The sequence below is a fragment of the Achromobacter sp. HNDS-1 genome (genome assembly GCF_040084795.1).
Taxonomy (GTDB): domain Bacteria; phylum Pseudomonadota; class Gammaproteobacteria; order Burkholderiales; family Burkholderiaceae_B; genus Achromobacter; species Achromobacter ruhlandii.
On record NZ_CP157584.1, the window covers coordinates 2,627,101 to 2,644,508 of the forward strand.

Sequence of the window (17,408 nt, forward strand, 5' to 3'; positions counted from 1 at the left end):
GTCATCCCTGGAGGAACCAGCATGACTGTGAAGAACCCCGTCGCGGCGGACATCGGCGCCCTGCCCGTGGACCTGTCGGGCAAACGCGTCATCGTCACGGCGGGCGCGGCCGGCATCGGCGCCGCCATCGCCGGCGCTTTCGCGGCGCGCGGCGCGCGGGTGCATGTGTGCGATGTGGACGAACAAGCGCTGGCGGCGTGCCCGCATCCCCATTCGCGCGCCGACGTGAGCCGGCGCGATGAAATCGAGCGCTACATGGACGATGCGCTGTCGCGCCTGGGCGGACTCGACGTGCTGGTGAACAACGCCGGCATCGCCGGGCCGACCGCCGGCATCGGCGACATCGCCCCGCAGGACCTGGAGGCGACGCTGGACATCAACCTGGCCGCGCAGTTCCATACCGTGCGGCACGCGCTGCCCGCGCTGCGCGAGGCGGGCGGCGGCAGCATCATCAACATCAGCTCAGTCGCCGGCCGCATGGGCGTGCCGATGCGCACGCCCTACGCCGCCACCAAGTGGGGCGTGGTCGGCCTGACCCGCTCGCTGGCGGTGGAGCTGGGCGGCTACGGCATCCGCGTCAACGCGCTGCTGCCGGGCCTGGTGGCGGGGCCGCGCATCGACCGCGTGATCGCGGCCCGCGCCCGCAACATGGGCGTGACGGTGGCCGAGGAAACCCGACTCGAACTGGCTGGCGTCAGCCTGGGGCAGTTCGTGCGCGCGGCGGACATCGCCAACATCGCGCTGTTCCTGGCGAGCCCCTTCGGCGCGATGGTCAGCGGACAGGCCATCAGCATCGACGGCGACCTGCAATCGCTGCCGTGGCAACCGCCCGCGGATTGAGGATCGTTCCCAGCCGCACCGGGGCGCGCGGCCACCGGCATTCGGCGCCCGGCGCCTAAGCGAGCAGTTGGATCGCTTGCTCGTACACCCCGCGTTGCCGTTCGCGCGCGGCTGCGTGCAGCGCCTCGACCAGGCGCTCGGCCGGCTCCTGGCTGGCCGCCTCGTTGCGCGCGATCAGCACGAAATCGAACCACTGGCGCGAAGCCAACGGCAGCGCCACCAGTTCCGGATAGGCTGTCGCGATGTCGGCCGCCGACAGCGCGTTGACCATGCTGACACCGCGCACCGCGCATACGGTGCCCGCCAGCAGCGACATATGGGCCCGCATGCCGGAACGCAACTGCATCGACTCGGCGATGTCGCCCTGGGGCATGACGTAGTCGGACCACAAGGGCTGCACGTAGCTATCGGGGCGGATGTCGCCGACCCTCACGATATCGCCACGCGCAAGGCAATGCTCGCGATGCACGATGGCCATGACCTCGGTGCGCAGGAATGGCCGGAACGCCAGCCGCGCGCTCTGCTGCGACACCGCCCCCAGCCCGAAATCGGCGCGCATGGTGTCGACGGCGCTGATCGCCTGCACCGATGACTCCAGGTCGAGCGAGAACGGCCTCGTGCCATTGGCCTGCAGATAGCGGCGCACCGCGTCGGGCGCGTACGAAAGCGCCAGCGCGGGCGAGCAGGCAATGCGCAGGCCGCGGCCGCCGAACTGTTCGATGCTGTGCAGCGCCTCGTCGATGCGCACCAATTCATCCAGCACGAACTTGGCTTCGCCGTACAGGTACTGGCCGGCCTCGGTGGGCCGCAGCGTCTTGTGGGAGCGGTCGAACAACTGCACGCCGGTAGACTGTTCGAGCCGCGAGATGGCGTGGCTGACGGCCGGCTGCGTGAGGTGCATGGCCTGCGCGGCCTGGCGGGTGGATCCGGTCATGACCACGGTGTAGAAGATGCGCAGATCGTGGATGTTGAAATTGCGTTTCATGCGGTGTCGCGGCTCCCCGTCAGGGCGAAGCGCCGCTCCACCCGATGCCTGATTCTAGGTCGTCTTGCCGCTGAACGGCAGGCATACCGGACGGGAAACCCGTCCGGTATGCCTGGCCTTCCGGCTCGCCTCACACCTGGTCTTCGGAGTAGATACCCGCCGAGATGGTGGCGCTGCCCACGAACATCTCGCCGTACAGCACCGGCACGGGGTTGCCCTGCGCCGTGGTGTTGACCGGGCCGTTGAAGTTGTACGACGCGCCGTTATTGGGCCCGTCCTTGACGCTCAACGCGCGCTGTTGCGGCGTCAGCAACTGCACCACCCCGCCCAGCGTCATCGCCATGCCCATTGTCAACAGCGAGGTACTGGCGCTCGCCCACAGCGCCGCGTTGACCACCGGAATAAAGGATGCCACGATCATCGCCACGCCCACCACCACCTGCATCAGGCCGCCACGCTTGGCGCCGGTGGGCATGGGCGCGATGCGGATGTCTTCACGGCCCGCCGGCCGCGCCAGTTCGCTTTCCTCCAGGTTGCGGCGGCCGACGAAGCAGGCGTAGCGCACGCCCCGGGATTCGCTGTCGAGCAGGCGGGCCTCGAAGCCGGGCAGCAATACGCACAGTGCGCGTACCGCTTCGGCGGTGCTGGAGACGGCCAGCCGGTGCAGCCGGCCGAACTCCGCGCCCAGCCGGCCGTAGAGGCGGACGGTTGCGAGGGGTTGGGTCATGCCTTGCTCTCCGGCAGTCCTTGGGGCGCGGCCGCGGCGTCGGCCGGCTTCGGGTAGCGCTGTTTGACGTCATGACATTGCGACACCCAGCTCGCCACCTCGTCGGGCAGCGCCTGGCCCGACGCCTGCAGGTGCGCGGCGAACTTCATGATCGCGTCGAGCTGGTCGCCGATGGCGGGATAGGCACGGGCGCGCAGCGGCGCGTAGGGTTCATAGTGGCGGATTTTCAACGGTGAACTCCTTGTTCAGATAGGGCCAGGCTTCGACCGTGACGAGATAAGTCCCCGGCTGATCGAATGAAAGCTCGGCGGTGGTGTCGTTGCAGGGATATGAGCGGTCACCGATCCTGATGACGCAGGGCACAGGCAACTCCGAAAGCGTGTGCTCTCGCAGGACCACGGACGATGCAGGCCGCGAAACTATGGACCGATCCTGCACATACTGCACTTCGGGGTCTCCCTCACCCTCGACGAAGGGATGGCCAGTTACCTCGGACGTGGCCTGGACGCTCTCGCGCGGCCCCTGCATGACACCGATAATGCGCCCCAGGGGGTCGTAAAAGGATGCGATATACATGTTTCTACCTCTTCACCATCAGCGCGACGATTCGAATCATCGCGTCGCGACTGTCCGAACGGCTCGAATTGACCGTAATGACCGTGTTGCCGACGACGGCGTCGCCTACCGCTACCGCGGTGAGGGGCAGGCTGGTGTATTCCAGCGGCATGGTGCCCTCTCCGCTGCCGCTCTGCCAGACAGTATGCGATCCGGCAGCTTCTTCCTTCAATGCGCCGTTCACATAAATGCGCAGATTGGAGGCCATCCCCGGGTAGCCTGAACGGTAGGCAATGATGACAACCGGCCCTACAACATTGCTATTGATGACAACTGTTCCCTCACGCCTTCCCGACCAGGATGTGGGAATCGTCACCGCATTCCCGGCGATCGACAACGTATCCACCTGCGCATCGTGAATATTGGCGCGCTTGATATACGCCTGGCCCACGTTGGCAAGTTGCGCGGCAATCGTATTGACATCGATACGCTGCGCACTCATCACCCCGGCATTGATCTTCTCCGCGCTCAAGCTCCGGATCATCGCATTTGTGATCTTCGCCGAACCGATCAAGGCTTCGTTGATGAACGTCTGCCCGTTCTCGATCACGAACGGCGTGGTCGTCGCGCCGTTGGCCACGTTCAGCAGCGCCAGCCGGTCGGCCTGGAAGTACACCGAGGTCTGCATCTGGCCATCCGGCTGGGAGTAGGCGCCCAGCGACATGCCCGCTGCGTAGATCTTGTTGTCCTTCGTGACCTGGGCCTTGATGCTCCAAGTGGCCTTGAGCTGGCCGTCGACGTCCACCAGCGCATTGCGCGTTTCCTGCACGCCGGCGGCCGCGCCGTTGGCGGTCGCCATCACCGTGTCGACGCGCGAGGACAACGCCCCATCGGCATCGGCCCGCTTGGTCTCCTCCGCCGTGATCGCTGCGCGGGTCTCGTCCAGGCCGGTGGTCAGGCCATCGATGGTGCCGGTCAGCTCCTGGGCCAGTTCGTCGCGGCTGATCTTGCCGTTCAGGTATTCCAGGATCTCGCTGGCTTCCCAACTGGACTCGCCCATCACGCCCTGGTCGCCCGGATACCAGGCGCCGATCTCGCCGTTCAGGGCAACGATTCGGCCCCAGAAGTAGAAGCGCTTCCCGGCCGCCAGCCCCATCAGGGTATGAGCGCTTTGCGGGAAGGCGAAGTCGCCCAGCTTGACGGCGCTGGCGCGGTCGTCGGACGCGCTGTACCAGATCTCGGTGCGCTGGGCGGTGAAACGCCCTTCCGGAAAGGCCCAGCGCAGGTCGATGCCGAATACCAGCGGTTTGGCGGCCAGCAGCGCCAACGCCGGCGGCGGCGCGATGTCGCCTTCCAGCATTGTCTCGGTGGAGTTGACCCACACCGACGAGATGTCCGACACGTTGATCGCCCGCACCCGCGCCACGTAGGCGCCGGCGCGGATATCCGGCAATTCCAGCGTCAGCGCGCCGGTGCGACCCGCTTCGACCCAGTCGGAATTGTCGCGCCGCCACTGCACCTGGTACGCCACGGCCGACGGCGCCGCGTCCCAGCTAATGACGCCGACGTGCCGCGCCAGGCCCTGGTCGATCACCGAGCGCGAGGCCAGGCGGATGTTCACAGGGGCCGGTTGCACCGACGGTGGCACAACGGTGATCGGCTTGGGATCGAGTCGCGTGCCGAAATCGACGTTGTCGAACTTGCCGGGTTCGTGCTGCACGGCAGCGATCTCGGCCACCAGGCCTTCCTTGCGCTTGACGCTCAACACGCGGAACGTCTGCGCCGACAGGGCCTCGGACTCCAGCGTCCACACGCACTCAGCCTGCGGCGCCTGCGAGAACGGCGTGGTGACCGTGATGTGCAGCACCGTGCCGGGCAGGCCGACCAGGTCGGCGGTCAGCTCGGTCGAGTCCACCGTGAAGACGGTGTTGTCCACGGTCAGGCCGGTGCCCACCGCGGTCGCCACCACGCGGGTCTCCGACAGGCCGTTGGGCAGGTTGACGGTTAGCCGGTCGCCCGGCCGCACGCCGAGTTCGGCGTCAACCGTGACCTGCGTCGCCGAACCCTCGCGGATGCGGCCGCCGATGCGGCGGCCCGCCAGATGCTGGTCGGCCACGCGAATGACGCTGCCCGGCCGTACACGGCAGGCGTCCAGGCCCACCGAGAACGTGACCGAGCGCGTCTCCAGGTTGGAGGTCAGCAGCATCCACTTGCCGATCCGGTGCGCCTGGCCGCGCGAGGTGCAGCCGAACCCGGTCACTTCCACCTGCTGAATGCCGTAACGCGCAATGCCCTCGCGGTTCTCGACATACTCGACCTTCTGGCGGCCCATCTCGGACATGTCGTTCCAGGACACCAGCGCCACCGTATAGCGCGTGGTCAGCGCCGAGCCGACGTAGTTGAAGCGCCCATCGACCACGTTGGCCGACGAGAAGGTGTAGACCGGATCGCCCGGCATGTCGGCCGAGGCGAACACGGCGGCGTTTGCCCAATAGGCCATGCCGCGAAAGATCGAGGCGAAGTCCTGCACTACCCGGTAGGCATCGGCCGCTTGTTGCAGGTAGACGTTGCAGGTAAAGCGCGGCTCCTTGCCGCCGAAGCCGTCATCGACCATCTCGTCGCAGTAGCGGCCTATCTGGTACAGGCCCCACTTGTCGAGCCAGCCCGCCGGCACGCGCGTGCCCAGGCCGTAGCGGTCGTTGCTGATGAGGTCGTAGAACACCCACGCCGGGTTGTTGGTCCAGGCCAGCTTGAAGGTGCCGTCCCACACGCCGTCATAGCGGCGCAGGTCCGGGTGATAGTTGGACGGCACCCGGATGATGCGGCCGCGCACGTGATACGCGCGGGTGGGAATGCTCTGGAACTGCGAGGCGTCGATCTTGATGCCTACCAGCGCGGACATGGGATAGCGCAGCTTGGCATCGATGACCTCGGTGACCGTGTCCACCACTGTCCGGTCGGAAATCGTGTTGCTGTTGGCATTGGGCGTGATGCGGCGCACGCGCAGGGTCCAGCCCTGGCGCGCGCGCGGCAGGTCGATGCGATGCGAGCGCGCATAGCGCTGCGTGGTCTTGCCATCGAAGGCGCTGGACAGCACGGTCTGGTAGCCGGCGCCGTCCGTGTTCAGTTCGATCACGTATTCAACGCGATAGCCGTTGATGTCGCCGTTCTTGGTGTCCGCGCGGCTCAGGCCTTCGACCGCCAGCGTGACGCGCACGGCCGAGGCCTGCAGGTTGGTGAACAGACGCGTCCACGGCTGGCTCGACTTGAGCTCGGCGTTGATGCCGATGGTGTTTTCCGACGCGGGAAAGCCGGGCAGCGGCTCCTGCAACTGCGTGCCGGTACGAAAGTCGATCGACGCGCCGGTGAAGTTCAGCGAGCCGTCCTCGTTGGCCACGGGCGTGCCGTTCAGGTAGACATCGCGCAGCGCGTTGTCCATGCCGTGCACGGGGCCGTAGATCTCGCCTTCGCCCAGCAGGTCGATGACGCGCGCGTAGGCGGTGCTGTGCAGGCTGTCGGGCGATTCCACCGGCGTGCGGCCGCCGCCGCCGCCCTTGCCCTTGTGGCCGACCAGCGCCGCCTCCTCCGGCCGCCCCTTGCCGGCAAAAGAAAAGGCGCCCGCGGGCGCCTGGTTCCTGATTCGATGTCGTTGTTTCATACGTGGTCTTCCGAATAAATGCCCGCGGAGATCGTGGCGCTGCCGACGAACATTTCCCCGTACAGCAGGGGCACGGGATTGCCTTGGGCAGTGGTGTTCACCGGGCCGTTGAAGTTGTAGGACGCACCGTTTTCGGGGCGGTCCATGGCGCTGAGCTGCCGTTGCTGCGGCGACAGCATCTGGGCCACGCCGCTCAGCATCATCGACAGGCCCATGGAGGCCGTGGCCTGCAGCAGCCCGCCGGCCTGGAACGCCGCCGTCAAGCCGCCGCTGTAGATCGCGGCCGCGGCGATCAGCACCGCGCCCAGCACCGTCTGGAACAGTCCGCCGTTCTTGGCGCCCGCCAGCATCGGCGCGATGCGGATGGCGTCCGAACCCACCGGATGCCGCAGTTCGTCTTCCGACAGATTGCGACGGCCGGCGAAGCAGGCAAAGCGCACGCCGCGCCGCTCGCTATCCAGCAGCGCCCGCTCGAACCCCGGCAACAGGGCGCACAGCGCGCGCACCGCCTCGGCCGGGCTGGCCACCGCCAGGCGGTGTTCGCGGCCAAAGCGCTTGCCGAGCCAACCGTACAGCCGCACCAGACGCACCTTGTCGCTCATGTTTCTTCTCCATAACGCAATACCAACCGGGTCGCTTCGCGCCAGAACCCGCCGTAGACGACCCGCTCGGAGTCGCGTCCATACAGGTGATGCAACATTGCGTCGGGCAGCGGAAACAGGTCCGGCGCCTCGCGCAGCGGCTGCGCGCCCAGAAAGACGCCGGCGTGATTGGCGCGATCCGAGCGCACCTGCATCACAACCACGTCGCCCGGCCCCAGCGTCTCATGCGGCGCCAGGGGCCGGAAGCCGGCCTCGGCGTAGTGCTCCATGTAGAGGTCACCCGCTCGCCCGCGTTCCCACCAGCCATCTTCGCGCGCAAAATCCCGCAACGTGATGCCACGCTCGCGCGCATACCAATCGCGCACCAGTGAATAACAGTCCAGCACCCCATGCGCGAACTGGCGGCCCAGCAACGGCGCCCGGAAGCCCTCCGGCGTGAAGCCCCGGATTTCGCCCGCGCTCACGCGCCCATCGAAGTCCTTTTCGACGGCGACGATGTACCACGGCAGGCCGGACGCCTCGCATGCGACCCTGTCCGCCTCGCTGGGAATGGCCGGCGCATCCGGGTGGGAATGCACCACCGCCACGATCCGGCCGCTTTCCTCGGCCGCGGCATAGTCTTCGGCCGACATGACGAAATGTTCTTCGCTGGCGGCCGTATTGCGGCACGGCACATACCATTCGCGCCGGCCGGCCTTGACCACCAGCCCGCAGCATTCCTGCGGATACGTCGCCACGCCATGGTCGCGGATGGCCTGCATCGTGCGTTTGAGCATGACTATCCCCTGACCAGGTCGGCGGACGGGAAGCCGCCGAAGTTGATGATTTCGTATTCGCCGAAGCGCTTCTTGCAGTCGGACATCAGGCCCGAACAGCGGTCCAAGGTCGGATCGCTGACCGGCTTGCCATCGATGTCGAACATGCGGCTGCCGGTGTAGCCACAATAGGGGCCGCGATAACCGCCCTTGCGCAGCCACGCGCACACGCCGGCGATGATCGGACGATCGGGCAATTTCTGGCCATTGAAATCCAGCGCGCTGGACAGCGAGAATTCCACGACCTGCGCCGTTTCGACGGTTTTCTGTTGCACGATCCAGACCTCGGGCGGCAATTCCTCCTGGGGGTCGGCCGTCGGGTTCCCCTCGGGAAAGTTAGCGGCGTCCAGGTATTTGCCCAACGTGCGGCGAACCACCACGCGCGCGCCGACCAGGTCGTCAAGATGGATGCACAAAGCGGAGATCACGCCAACAACAGGCTTGCCTTTTTCATCCTGCCCGATATTGCCCACCGACAGCGTCGGTGAGGGCTGCTGCCCTTCTCCCACCTGTTCAAATCCTTCGGCCCGGATCGCCCAAGGGTCGTATTGCCGCCCTTGCCACCAGACAGGCCCCACCTGCGTGTAGCCGTGAAAGCGCAGGACCTGCCCGCCGATCTCGGTAGCGTCCAGCTCGAACAGCTCGACCAACGCGCCCACTTCAAGTTTTTGTACGTCTGCGTAAATGCCCATTTCTATTCCTCCGCGGCCTGCCGCGACGGTTGCCCGGATATGCCAGGCCTGCCCCCTGGCGCTCGACCTGGCCAGCCCATGCTTCGATACGACGGCTCATTTCTTGCATGCCGCACACGATGCGCGGCACCCGCCGGGAGCTGTCGACACCCCGCGGCTTCGCGCGCGCCGCGCCGCCATGGCGTCAAGGCCTGAAGACTTGTTGGAAAGTGACGGCCAGCGAGTACATCTCGCCGCCCATTGCGGTCAGGTCGTAATCCGTCGCGGTGTAGTAGCCTGGCTCGCCCAGCGGCGGCTGCCATTGGAAGCCCCGGTACCCTTGATGTCGATCCAGAAACGCCACGATCGGCTCGATCTGCCCGGCCGCCCCCGAGAACTGCAAGGGCCATGAAGCCACTTTGTTGTTGATGCCATCGGCTGCGACCTGGCTGTAGCCATCGCCGAACTGCGCGCTCAACACGCGGAATTTGGTCCGGCCTTGCGGATTGATGCGCGGCGACCAGGTGAAGGTTTCGACTGCCATGCTCATGCCCCTGCTAAACGGTTGTTGTTGGCTTGCCAGGCCAGGCCGCCCTGGCGATACGATTGCGTCATGCGGCGGTCCACAAGCTGCGTGACGTATTCGCCGATCTGCTGGCCGAACTGCTGCCAGCCGCCCTCGCCCGATTCGCTCGAGGAACTGACCTTGCCGTCCTGCACGTAGACATTCACGGCCACGCCGCCCGCGACCGGGTGGGTGTCGCCGCCCACATTCGGGAAGGCCGCGCGGATGCCGAGGGAGCCGTCGGCGCCGCGATGCAACGGCATGATGGCCTCGGGGCCGGCTTCGCCCATTACGCCCATGGGGAAGGCGACGGGGCTGGCGGTCATGCCGTTGGTGAAGGCGCCGCCTTTGGCGAACTGGACGGGAAACGCCTGGGCCACCGACGGCACGATGGCGCTGGCGGTACTTGCGCCACCCGAACCGAACAGCCCAGCAATGAAGCCGCCCGCCTGGCCGATCCAGCCCCCCAGGCCGCCCGAACCCGACATGAATTCCTTGCCCAGCAGCGTCTCCATGAGCTGGGCGGACGCTGCCGACGTCACCATCTTGGCCACGTTGTCCAGGAACGACAGCCCCATCTTGTCGAATTTCTCGGAGACGAAGTCATACATCTTGGTGCCCAGGATGTCCTGGATCTTGCTCGCGCTGCCGCGCGCGGATTCCACCAGTTTGTCGCTCACGCCCGCCATGAAGTCGCCGTCTTTCTCGACGACTCCGAGACTGCGTCTTTCCTTGTCGTACTTGTCCTGGCTCAGCCTGCCGTCACCCAACGCCTGATCGAGCGCCGCCTGCTTCTGGCGTTTCTCCTCATTGGCTGCCGCGTTGGGATTCACGAGGCTCTGGATATACGCGCTCATCTTCACGTCGTTGCGCTGCTTGTCCAGATCCAACGCGCCAACCATCAGGCTGATCTTGTCACCGATGCTCTCGCCCGAGAACCTGCCGATGCTGGCCTCGACCTCCATCTTCCCGACTTCGGTATCCACGCCCAGCATCGCGCCGGCCTTCTTCATTTCCGCCAGCGCCTGCTCGACCGCCTCGGACCGGATCGCCTGGGCATGCTTGTTCAGCGCGTCCGTCGACTTTTTCTTGCCGTCGGTGCCCTTGTTGGTGGCGTCGTTGCTCTTTCGGCACTCGGTCGCGGCCCTCGCAACGGCGCTCTCCCATGCCCGCCGGGCCGCCGCGTTGCGATTGAGCTCGACGGTGTTCTGTCTGAGCGCCCTGTTTTCCGCCTCGATGTTCGCGGCGTTGTTGTTGTCTGCCATGGTCCTATACCTCACATAGATCCGCCTCCGGCCCGCTTGCGCGGGCCGGACACGTCGTCAAGACCCCTTCCTGACCTTCGACATCAGGAACGCCTTCAACGCGTCCGCCCCCGCTTCGGCGGGAGGTTCCTCGTCTTGCGCGCCCCAGCGCACCAGCATGTCGGTGGCGCGCACCTTGGCGCCGGCCGCCTGCGCCACCGTGGCGGCCAGGCTGGCCGTGAGCACGTCGGCCCGGTCGTCTCCCAGCGGAGACGTGCGGTCCCACTCGCGCCATAGCGACACTTCATGGGTGTCGATGGTGTCCATCAACTCGCCCAGCGTGCGCCCCAGTCGAAGGGCCAGGACCATCAGGAAACGGAGGTCTGGCGTTTCCTGGAGGGCTTTTTTGCGCGCGCCTGCGCTCCCTCCCCGAGGTTGCCCAGCTCGATCGCCTTGGCCACCAGCGTGGCGTGCGCCGGGCCGTAGGCCGCGGCCACGACGTCGACGTCTTCGTCGTCGAAGACACGGCGCGGCCCCTGTTCGGTCTGCTCGAACAGCGTGCGCACCAGCAGACTGGCCGAGGCGCGGGTGTAGTCCACGCCCGGCGCGTCCAGCTTGGCGCGCACCACCTCGTTGTCCTCGCCCGGCAGCACGCCCGCCGCCGCCCAGATCGCGCGGATGTGGAACAGGTGATCGCCGGCGCTGGGCGCGCGCACGATGACGCGCGCATCCTGCCATTGCGGCACGGTCAGGGTTTCGTGGGCGAAGCCGGCCAGCGGATCGACCGCCAGGCCGCGCAGGCCAGCCGCGCGCGCGGAGGATTTGATCGACGTGTCCGTCATGGCGTTCAGCCCCCGTTGGCGGGCGCGTCGGTCAGCTTGACGGCGCCGGTGACGCGCACGTTGAACGTGGCGGACACGACGTTGTCCAGCTGGCCTTGCCACTGGTATTGCGTCACCAGGCCGAGGAATTCGAACTTGGCGCCGTCGGCGAAGGTCACGCGGAAGGCGCGGGTCTTCTTGTCGCTGCGCGCGGCCACCAGCGCCTTCTGGGCGGGATCGCCAGCCTTCCAGTTGCCGGCCATGCTGAAGGTGCCGCTGTCGTCCAGGCCCAGGGCGTATTCCTTGGCGGTGGACTTGAGCACGGTGACGTCGATCTCGGTGGTCTGGCCGCCCTGGAAGTTCGGGTCCTTGATGGTGATGGCCAGATCGGCATACGTCAGGCCGGCGGCGCCCAGGTCTTCGGTGGCCGTGGTCGACACTTCCAGTTGCGTGCCCTGGGTTTGAACGAATTGCGAAACGGTAGTACCTGCCATTGCAGACTCCAATAAAAAAGCCCGCCAGTGGCGGGCAGCGGTGACCGCCACGGCAAACCGGAGCAGCCACGAAAAAGCCCCGCGGCGAATGCCGCGGGGCTGGATCGGTGTAGCGAAAAAAGGGGAAGCAAGCCGCGCGGCCTGCGCACAGCGCGGCATCGGTTCAGACGGCTCTCATAAAAAAACCCGCGGGTGCAAGTGCAATCCCAGCGGGCCGATTTGGTGCGGGCGCAACTTGCCCGACGACTCAATTATGCGGACGCGCCGCGCGCATCGCAAGGCTTGGCGCGATCCGCGTGTCGCACCTGCGCGGTGGTCACCAGCGCGCGCCGCCGCAAGGCGGGCAGCAACGCCGCCTTGGCCTCCTGGTAGGCCGCATGCTGCTGCGCGGGCGTGAGGCGCGGATTGCTGAAGACGCGGGCGCCGGCGGCCTTGTTGCCCGCATGCACGCCGATGGCGGAGCGCTGCTGCCACGGCAGTTCGTCGATGCACAGCTCGGTCTGCTCGCCACGGGTGGCGGCCAGACGGGCGTCGACGTCCTCGTCATCGTAGGCCTCGTCGGAAGTCATGCCGCGCGCGAAAGCCGAGACCCTGCCCACGCCCAATTGCGGCCGGTAGCCGCGGCTCCAGTGGTACCACTCCATGATCAGTGCTTCGACCTGGTCAGATTCCTCTCGCGTCATGTCCTGCCCCTTCGGTTGCTGGCCGCGCGCGCCTTCCTGGCGGCCCGCCTGTGGCGCGGCCGGCCGCGCGGCCATCGAACGCGCGATCGCGGCGCCCGCCTGGGATGCCGCGGCGATCCAGTCCTGCGGCGCCCGCAGCGCCATGTTTCCTGCCTGATTCATTTGCCGCTCCTTGCTGTGCAATTCGATGGCGGCGCCCGCCGCCTGCGCGGGGTGCCGGGTGGGTGCCATGGAGGCACCGGAGGTGCGGACGGGCGTTGCCGCCGTCCGGTCGGGTTGCCGGGAGAAGCCCTTTGGTAGCGATACGCTACCCACGCTTCCGTCTGATAACAGCACACGTTTTGGGTAATCCATGTGTAGAATTCTACAAATGTATAATCGTGATTTCAACACTTGTTGTTGCACAATTTTCCACAACTGTTTAGCGTCCCCGCCATGGCTCTCGGAAAACAAATCAGGCGCTACCGCGCCGCCCTCGGTCTCACCCTGGAACAGCTGGAAGCGCGCACCGGCGTGGGGGTCGGCACCATCGCCGCCCTCGAAGGGCGCGACAGCGAACGCTCCAAGTACGCAGCCCGCCTGGCGGCGGGGCTGGGGCTGTCGCTGGAACAACTACTGGACGAGGCGGCGCAATATCCCCCCGATGTGGTGCTGGCCGAGCCCGGCGGCGATCTGGCGCGTGCCGCCGACGATGCGGCGGGCGACCTGCGCATTCCGCGCTTCGACACCGGCGGCGCCATGGGCGCGGGGGTCGAACTGCGTGACCAGCCCGGCGTGATCCAGAGCCTGCGCGTCAGCCAGGAATGGCTGCACAAGAACCTGCGGCACTACACCGCGGCCGCCAACCTGTGCGTGGTGACGGGTTTCGGCGACAGCATGCGGCCCATGTACAACCCGGGCGATCCGTTGCTGGTGGACCTGGGCGTGGTCAAGGCCGACGTCGATGGCGTGTTCTTCTTTCGCGTAGGCAACGAGGGCTTCATCAAGCGGCTGCAACGCATTCCCAGCGCGCAGGGGCTGCTGATCCGAGCCAAATCCGAGAACACCAAGTACGACGCCTGGGACATCACCGAAGACATGGACCTGCAGATCTTCGGCCGCGTGCTGAAGGTCTGGCGCAGCGAGGACCTGTAGCGGTCACCGCCACCTGGCCGCGCAGGGCGGTCGCGGTGTCGACCGCCACGTCGCCGTCAATCCAGCCGTCAATCCAGTCCTCAATCCACCATCGCCCGCAACGCCGCTACAGCCCCACGCGCTGCGCCTGCGGCGGCTGCCAGGAGCCGTCCAGCAAGGCCGGCTTGGGCCAGTAGTAGCGCAGCGTCAACATGAACGGCCCGGCCGGGGCGGGCAGCCAGTTGGCATCGCCGCCCTTGCCCGGCGCCTGGTGCTGGATGCGCAGCGTCAGCCCGCCGTCGCGGTCGCGCTTGAGCGTGGGCAGCATCACGGCATCGATCACGTGGCGCTTGATGGGATTGGGCGCCAATTGTTGTCCGGGCATGCGGTACAGCGTCACCGACCAGAACGCGTTGACCGGTGGCAGGCCGCGCGGCGCGAAGCGCAGGGTGTAGGCCTGGGCGCCATCCAGGGGCTGGCCCGCGGCATCGGTGGTCAGCACCGTGGCCATCGACTCCTCGCGGCTGTCGCCGCCCAGGCTGACCTGGGCGCCGGTGGCGCGCGCCAGATAGTCATGGCGCAGGGACTGGCGGTCGCCGAACAGCGTGTCGGTCTTGCCGGCCAGCGCCACGCGGTGCCTGTCGATGTCGTTCTGGCCATCGTGCATGCCTTCCTGCATGACCTGCCGCAGCCGCGGATTCATGGACTCGGTGACGACCGGCGCGTCCGGCCGGATGCGCAGGCTGTCCAGGCGCTTGCGCAGCGTGCGCTCGCCATGCTGGACCGGCGCGAATTGCAGCAGGAACCCCAGCTGGTTGTAGAACTCCAGCGAACTGCGCATCTGCGCGGGCGGCGCGGGCACGATCCAGGCCACCGGGGCCGGCGCCGGCGCCGGCTTTTTCCGCTGGTAGGCCGACAGTGGCTGGACCTGGTAGCCGGCCTGGATGCGCTTGAATTGGGCCTGGTCCGACGCCGCGAACCGCTGGGTGCGCACCGTCATGCTGACCAGTTCGGTCTCGGCCCGGATCACCTTGGTGAAACCCTTGGGCTCGGCGCCGTTCCAGCGCGGGCCGATCACCAGATACCTGCCTGCGCCATGGCCGCTGACACGGCTGCCGAGATAGGCGAAATTGAAACCATACAGGTCGCGCAGTTGCACCGAGAAATAGCGTCGGGCTTCCATCGCCGGCACGCTGATGACGACAGGTTCGGCCCGCAGGTCGAGCACGGCCGAGGATACCGGGGCGTCGACGCTGGGCGCCACGGCCGCGGCATCGTCGGGCATGGCATGACTGAGCGTGTTGAACGGGGCCTGGTAGTGCGGATTGCCCGCATCGATGCTGGCGGCGTGGATGGCCTGGTAGGTGGCGACCATCGGGTAGCCGTAGATGTAGGCCTCTTTGGCGATGCGTTGCGCCTCGGGCGCCGCGACACCGTCGATGCCGACGTACTGCGAGCCGGTCGCCGCGTCGGGCGAGGTGAAGCTGCAACCGCTGGCGCCGGCGATCAATGCCAGGACGGCGAGGCCTCGCAGACAAAGGGCGAGCCCGGGAAAAGGCCGGGGAGAAGATCCGACGCCGACGCGGCGTATGCGCATTCCATGCTCCAACTCGGGTAACGGTTGGCAACGCCCGAATGGCGGCAGCGTCGCGGACAGGACAGACAAGACAGTCGCTGAAATTCTGGCACATTTCCCCGAGGTAGTGAAACCGCACGGAGATGACAGCACTATCTTTTCGAGCGCGGCGGGCCTGACGATGCAACGCGCCAACACCATGTCGCACGGGCGCGGCGCGCCAGTACCCTGCCGGGATTCAATCCGGCAAGCGCAGGCCCTCGAGCTGCCGCGCCGGAATCGGCGTGATCGCGCTTTCGCTGGCGGCGGCGTCGGTGGTCAGGTGCTGGATCAGGTCCAGCGTGGTGGAGCGGCGCGTCAGCATCAGGCAGGTGACTTCCGCGTCGGCCACGCGCGTGGCATGCCAACAGCCCGGCCGCATGCACACGCCCTGCCCCGGCTCGACGCGGAACGCCGCCAGCGTCTCCAGGTCGGGGCTGCCGTCGGCGGCGCTGCGCGCCACCACCTGGATGATGGCGCCCGTCAACGGCACGATGGCCTGCTGCGTCAGCAGGTGCTTTTCCAGACTGGCGATCTCGCCCTTGGCGCTGCGGTAATTGACCCACAGCACTTCGGCGTCGCCGCCGGCGCCGGTGTTGAAGACATGCTCCTGCCAGAAGTCGGTGGCCTCGTTGCTGAACAGGGGCACGCCGTTGCCCAGCGGTATGGGCTTGCCCAGCATCCAGCCATAGGACGTGAAGGCATCGGCGGTCAGGTCGTGCACGGGCAAGGCGGCGGCGCGGGTCATGTCGGGTCCTTGGCGGGAAGAGAGGCAGCGGCACGCCGGGGAAATTCGGCGTCGTAATCGAAGTCGCCGCGCGCAATGGCCGCCAGGATGGCGGCGCGGCGGTCGGCGGCGCGTTTGAGGTTGGCGGCAGTGGGCTTGACGCGGATGCGCTCCACGCAATGGCGGCCCTGGTAGAAGAAACCGATCTCGATGGACGATTCGGATGCCGGCCTGACGCCGTCGAACCCTTTGCTCATGCCGCCCCCTCGCGCCACAGGCGCGCTGGCGCCTGCTCGAAAGTTCGGGATTATCGCAGTTTTTGCCCGATACGAAGCTCGCGGCTTCAGCGGTTTTCCGCGGCCTGGCTGGCCGCCGCCAGCCGTCGCCAATTGCGGCTGGCATAGGCGTGCGCCTGGCGCAGACCGGCCCACAGGCCCAGCCGCTTGGCCCAGCGCAGGGCGCCCGCGGCCTCGAACTGCGTGACGCGCCGCACCTCGGTGCCCTGCCCCGGCACCGGCCGCAACTCGAAGGTATCGACCAGGGAACCGACCCAGTCCGCGCACCACACCGTGCTGCGCTGCATCTGGTAGCGCAGACGTTGGTCGGGCTGCAGGATCAGGATGCGCTGGTCGATGGTGCCACGGTCGGTGGTGCACTGGCGCGTGTGGCCCACGGCGGGGACGCCTTCGAGCACCTTGCAACTGATCGGCTTGGGCACGCCCAGGCGAAACAGCAACGGCCGGGTGTCGTCCATGCGCGCGTGGAGGAAATGCGGCCAGATATGGCGAGGCTCGTATGGGAACAACCAGCGGGATTCGATCTGCATGCGGGATTCCTTGCCGCGATGGCACGCCGTGGACGCGGCCGACGACCCTGTTATAACGCGTATAGGCCGCCCCCTGGAGAAGCCCCATGCCCACGGACCTGTCGTCGCATTACATTTTTCTGGATGCCAACGGCCATGCCGCCACGGTCAAGGGCGGCGACGCCTTCTGGTCCCTGCCGCGCGACGCGCTGGAACCCTACGGCCATGGCTGGCTGCTGTCGGAGTACAGCTTCAGCGCCGACTGGCCGCAGTGGGAAATGCATCCGCAGGCCGACGAAATCGTGCGCCTCATGTCCGGCACGGCCGAGCTGCAGCTGGAATGGCCCACCGGCATCCAGTCCGTGCGACTGGAAGCCGGAAACGCCTATGTGATCCCCAAGGGCGCCTGGCATACCCTCAAGGTGATCGAGCCCTGTCGCATGCTGCACGTCACGCTGGGCGCGGGAACGCAGCACCGGCCGCTGTAG

21 protein-coding genes are annotated in these 17,408 nt (G+C 67.0%); 3 read left to right on the forward strand and 18 right to left on the reverse strand.

Annotated elements, in window-relative coordinates; translation table 11 throughout:
* The first annotated feature begins 21 nt into the window (after positions 1 to 21).
* Positions 22 to 840 carry an SDR family oxidoreductase gene (locus ABFG95_RS12165; protein ID WP_348995960.1) on the forward strand — a complete coding sequence of 273 codons (819 nt, stop codon included), beginning with the start codon at positions 22 to 24 and terminating at the stop codon, positions 838 to 840.
* Between the two features lie 55 nt (positions 841 to 895).
* Here the strand turns inward: ABFG95_RS12165 and ABFG95_RS12170 are convergent, their stop codons facing one another.
* The 14 genes from ABFG95_RS12170 to ABFG95_RS12235 all read right to left on the reverse strand — a co-directional run bounded on the left by ABFG95_RS12170 (position 896) and on the right by ABFG95_RS12235 (position 12,822).
* Positions 896 to 1,825, reverse strand: coding sequence for a LysR family transcriptional regulator (locus ABFG95_RS12170; RefSeq protein WP_278990956.1), 930 nt, complete (start codon positions 1,823 to 1,825; stop codon positions 896 to 898).
* A 130-nt stretch (positions 1,826 to 1,955) separates the two neighbouring features.
* A complete protein-coding gene (locus ABFG95_RS12175; protein ID WP_175144875.1) occupies positions 1,956 to 2,552 on the reverse strand; it encodes a tail assembly protein in 597 nt (198 codons plus the stop codon).
* On the reverse strand, positions 2,549 to 2,782 hold the full coding sequence (locus ABFG95_RS12180; protein ID WP_175144876.1) for a hypothetical protein: 234 nt from the start codon (positions 2,780 to 2,782) through the stop codon (positions 2,549 to 2,551). The genes ABFG95_RS12175 and ABFG95_RS12180 overlap by 4 nt, the downstream gene beginning before the upstream one ends.
* On the reverse strand, positions 2,763 to 3,128 hold the full coding sequence (locus ABFG95_RS12185) for a hypothetical protein (protein WP_269873549.1): 366 nt from the start codon (positions 3,126 to 3,128) through the stop codon (positions 2,763 to 2,765). The genes ABFG95_RS12180 and ABFG95_RS12185 overlap by 20 nt, the downstream gene beginning before the upstream one ends.
* A 4-nt stretch (positions 3,129 to 3,132) precedes the next feature.
* Complete coding sequence (locus ABFG95_RS12190; RefSeq protein WP_348995961.1) at positions 3,133 to 6,765, reverse strand: host specificity protein J; 3,633 nt, start codon at positions 6,763 to 6,765, stop codon at positions 3,133 to 3,135.
* Positions 6,762 to 7,367: a tail assembly protein gene (locus ABFG95_RS12195; RefSeq protein WP_238909439.1), complete on the reverse strand. Its 606-nt coding sequence runs from the start codon at positions 7,365 to 7,367 to the stop codon at positions 6,762 to 6,764. Before ABFG95_RS12195 ends, ABFG95_RS12190 begins: the two co-directional genes overlap by 4 nt.
* On the reverse strand, positions 7,364 to 8,143 hold the full coding sequence (locus ABFG95_RS12200) for a C40 family peptidase (RefSeq protein ID WP_348995962.1): 780 nt from the start codon (positions 8,141 to 8,143) through the stop codon (positions 7,364 to 7,366). Before ABFG95_RS12200 ends, ABFG95_RS12195 begins: the two co-directional genes overlap by 4 nt.
* 2 nt (positions 8,144 to 8,145) lie before the next feature.
* Positions 8,146 to 8,874, reverse strand: a complete 729-nt coding sequence (locus ABFG95_RS12205) for a phage minor tail protein L (RefSeq protein ID WP_059272692.1) — start codon at positions 8,872 to 8,874, stop codon at positions 8,146 to 8,148.
* A gap of 184 nt (positions 8,875 to 9,058) precedes the next feature.
* Positions 9,059 to 9,397: a phage tail protein gene (locus ABFG95_RS12210; RefSeq protein ID WP_059272693.1), complete on the reverse strand. Its 339-nt coding sequence runs from the start codon at positions 9,395 to 9,397 to the stop codon at positions 9,059 to 9,061.
* Between the two features lie 2 nt (positions 9,398 to 9,399).
* Complete coding sequence (locus ABFG95_RS12215) at positions 9,400 to 10,683, reverse strand: phage tail tape measure protein (protein WP_348995963.1); 1,284 nt, start codon at positions 10,681 to 10,683, stop codon at positions 9,400 to 9,402.
* A gap of 57 nt (positions 10,684 to 10,740) precedes the next feature.
* Entirely contained in the window at positions 10,741 to 11,031 is a 291-nt protein-coding gene (locus ABFG95_RS12220; protein WP_049076506.1) for a DUF4035 domain-containing protein, read from the reverse strand.
* Entirely contained in the window at positions 11,031 to 11,504 is a 474-nt protein-coding gene (locus ABFG95_RS12225) for a phage tail assembly chaperone (RefSeq protein ID WP_054414602.1), read from the reverse strand. The genes ABFG95_RS12220 and ABFG95_RS12225 overlap by 1 nt, the downstream gene beginning before the upstream one ends.
* 5 nt (positions 11,505 to 11,509) lie before the next feature.
* Complete coding sequence (locus ABFG95_RS12230; protein ID WP_049076510.1) at positions 11,510 to 11,977, reverse strand: phage tail tube protein; 468 nt, start codon at positions 11,975 to 11,977, stop codon at positions 11,510 to 11,512.
* A gap of 251 nt (positions 11,978 to 12,228) precedes the next feature.
* On the reverse strand, positions 12,229 to 12,822 hold the full coding sequence (locus tag ABFG95_RS12235) for a hypothetical protein (RefSeq protein WP_081330248.1): 594 nt from the start codon (positions 12,820 to 12,822) through the stop codon (positions 12,229 to 12,231).
* Between the two features lie 273 nt (positions 12,823 to 13,095).
* On the opposite strand from ABFG95_RS12235, the gene ABFG95_RS12240 reads away from it, so the two are divergent.
* Entirely contained in the window at positions 13,096 to 13,794 is a 699-nt protein-coding gene (locus tag ABFG95_RS12240) for a S24 family peptidase (protein ID WP_049076513.1), read from the forward strand.
* 106 nt (positions 13,795 to 13,900) lie between these two features.
* Here ABFG95_RS12240 and ABFG95_RS12245 read toward each other — a convergent pair whose 3' ends face one another.
* The 4 genes from ABFG95_RS12245 to ABFG95_RS12260 all read right to left on the reverse strand — a co-directional run bounded on the left by ABFG95_RS12245 (position 13,901) and on the right by ABFG95_RS12260 (position 16,941).
* Positions 13,901 to 15,283, reverse strand: coding sequence for a DUF1254 domain-containing protein (locus ABFG95_RS12245; RefSeq protein ID WP_348995964.1), 1,383 nt, complete (start codon positions 15,281 to 15,283; stop codon positions 13,901 to 13,903).
* 304 nt (positions 15,284 to 15,587) lie between these two features.
* On the reverse strand, positions 15,588 to 16,136 hold the full coding sequence (locus tag ABFG95_RS12250) for an ureidoglycolate lyase (RefSeq protein ID WP_054414595.1): 549 nt from the start codon (positions 16,134 to 16,136) through the stop codon (positions 15,588 to 15,590).
* A complete protein-coding gene (locus ABFG95_RS12255; RefSeq protein WP_054414593.1) occupies positions 16,133 to 16,372 on the reverse strand; it encodes a DUF3596 domain-containing protein in 240 nt (79 codons plus the stop codon). The genes ABFG95_RS12250 and ABFG95_RS12255 overlap by 4 nt, the downstream gene beginning before the upstream one ends.
* Before the next feature lie 86 nt (positions 16,373 to 16,458).
* Positions 16,459 to 16,941 carry a hypothetical protein gene (locus ABFG95_RS12260; protein WP_059272696.1) on the reverse strand — a complete coding sequence of 161 codons (483 nt, stop codon included), beginning with the start codon at positions 16,939 to 16,941 and terminating at the stop codon, positions 16,459 to 16,461.
* An 86-nt stretch (positions 16,942 to 17,027) separates the two neighbouring features.
* Between ABFG95_RS12260 and ABFG95_RS12265 the strand changes: the two genes are divergently transcribed.
* Complete coding sequence (locus tag ABFG95_RS12265) at positions 17,028 to 17,408, forward strand: cupin domain-containing protein (protein WP_348995965.1); 381 nt, start codon at positions 17,028 to 17,030, stop codon at positions 17,406 to 17,408.